Annotated in this window: 3 protein-coding genes; all 3 read right to left on the bottom strand. The window is 39.2% G+C overall.

Annotated features, from left to right (window positions below):
* Nucleotides 1-100 precede the first annotated feature (100 nt).
* Genes Q1A18_RS18935 through Q1A18_RS18925 form a run of 3 tightly spaced genes read right to left on the bottom strand, consistent with a single transcriptional unit; the run spans nucleotide 101 to nucleotide 1,279 of the window.
* A complete protein-coding gene (locus Q1A18_RS18935; protein ID WP_299584699.1) occupies nucleotides 101-307 on the bottom strand; it encodes a GDCCVxC domain-containing (seleno)protein in 207 nt (68 codons plus the stop codon).
* A gap of 1 nt (nucleotide 308) precedes the next feature.
* Complete coding sequence (gene merTP, locus Q1A18_RS18930) at nucleotides 309-908, bottom strand: mercuric transport protein MerTP (protein WP_299584696.1); 600 nt, start codon at nucleotides 906-908, stop codon at nucleotides 309-311.
* Nucleotides 905-1,279 carry a metalloregulator ArsR/SmtB family transcription factor gene (locus tag Q1A18_RS18925; protein WP_299584693.1) on the bottom strand — a complete coding sequence of 125 codons (375 nt, stop codon included), beginning with the start codon at nucleotides 1,277-1,279 and terminating at the stop codon, nucleotides 905-907. Before Q1A18_RS18925 ends, merTP begins: the two co-directional genes overlap by 4 nt.
* Nucleotides 1,280-1,578 lie beyond the last annotated feature (299 nt).

Raw genomic sequence — 1,578 nt, 5'->3', positions numbered from 1 at the left:
CAGTACGAGACCCGTACGCTGGGTGGTGTGAGGGGTTCCCCGCTAGGCTTTTAGCCTAGCGGCTTCCCACTCGATTAGCGGTTCGGGCTTTTTATTTCTTTTAGCAACATTTCTTGTCTTGTTGAATTGGCGGACATTTTACACTACCATAACTGCAATACACACAGCAGTCTCCTTGTTTTGGTTTCAATACAGCCTTGCAGTTTTCACACTCGTAAAAGTACTGACAAGCGTCAATCGGCATTGTTTCTTCTTTCTTGTGTCCGCAGTTAGGGCAAGTGATTGTTGATTGTAATATGATTTCCATTCTATTTTTCCTTTTTGTCTGTTACTGAATACCCTGTTCCGTTAATTGCTGTTTCAATTTCGGCTATTTTCGTTTTCGAGTTGTCAAATTCTACGATTGCGTTTCCATTCTTGTATGAAGCAGTTGATTTGATTATTCCTGAAAGTTTGTTCACTTCGTGGTTTACGTGTTCTTCGCATCCCGCACAAGTCATTCCGCTGATAGTAAACTCAACGGTCTGTACATTTGATTTATCAACTACTATTACTTGTTTTTCTGTCTTGGGGTAGAAAATATGTGCATAGTAAGGAAAGGCAAGCATTACAATTGCGAATGCTGTTACAATTCCTAAAAACTTTTTACTCTGAATGAATTTTGGCTTTTCATCAGTTTCACAATCACAGTCTATTTCCTTTTTCGGTTTTAGTTTTTGATACCAAGCAAAACCAAGAACCAAAATTGTCAAACCGATTAAATACGGTCGGAAAGGTTCAAGCCACGAAAAAGAGGAAGCAAGTCCGCTTGTTCCTGCAATTAGTGCCAAAACTGGCGTAATACAGCATAGAGAAGCAGCGAATGCCGTTAAAAGTCCTGCTCCGATTAGTTTATTGTCCTTTTTCATATTGTCACCAAAATTTTGTTTTCGTCAAGTATTATGAAAAACGGTTCAAGCAAGTTTTTGTATTCGTTTGTCAGCGAGTAGAAAATGGTCTGTGCTTGCCTTTCTGTTTCAATGAGTTTTCGGTCTTTTAGTTTTCGCAGGTGTTGAGAAACTGCCGAAATGGTCATTCCAAGAATGTCACTCAGGTCGCAAACGCAAAGTTGTTTCTCTTCGTAAAGTAGGAATAGGATTTTCAGTCTGACGTTGTTACCCGCCAATTCAAGTCCGTTCGACAAATAGTCAAACGAGCCGTTGAGTTCTGCAACTCGGTCTTTACAGCGGTTGATTTGCTTAATGTCCGCTTGTTGTCTTATGCAAGAATTATTTTCCATAAGCACAAAGATAGTCAACTTGTTTATTTAAGCAACTGCTAAAATACATTTCTCAAAAAATAACCCGACTTGTTTCTCGGGTCGTTTTTTTGCCTGACCGCTAACGTGTTACGTGTATGGTGTCGTTTGGCGATTGGAAGCACGAACCTTTCAAACTAACACAAATTTTATTAAATGTAACACCCTTGAATTTAGCACTATCCGCCAAATGATTTATACACTTTGTGTGTGCCCAGCATGAGCATGTGCACACACTACTGAAAGCTCTTAAAAAATGTTTAAAATACAAATTTTTGGAG

Source organism: uncultured Sunxiuqinia sp. (assembly GCF_947495665.1).
Lineage (GTDB): Bacteria > Bacteroidota > Bacteroidia > Bacteroidales > Prolixibacteraceae > Sunxiuqinia > Sunxiuqinia rutila.
The sequence above is the reverse complement of the archived record's forward strand: the minus strand, read 5'-3'. Positions and strand labels throughout refer to the sequence as shown.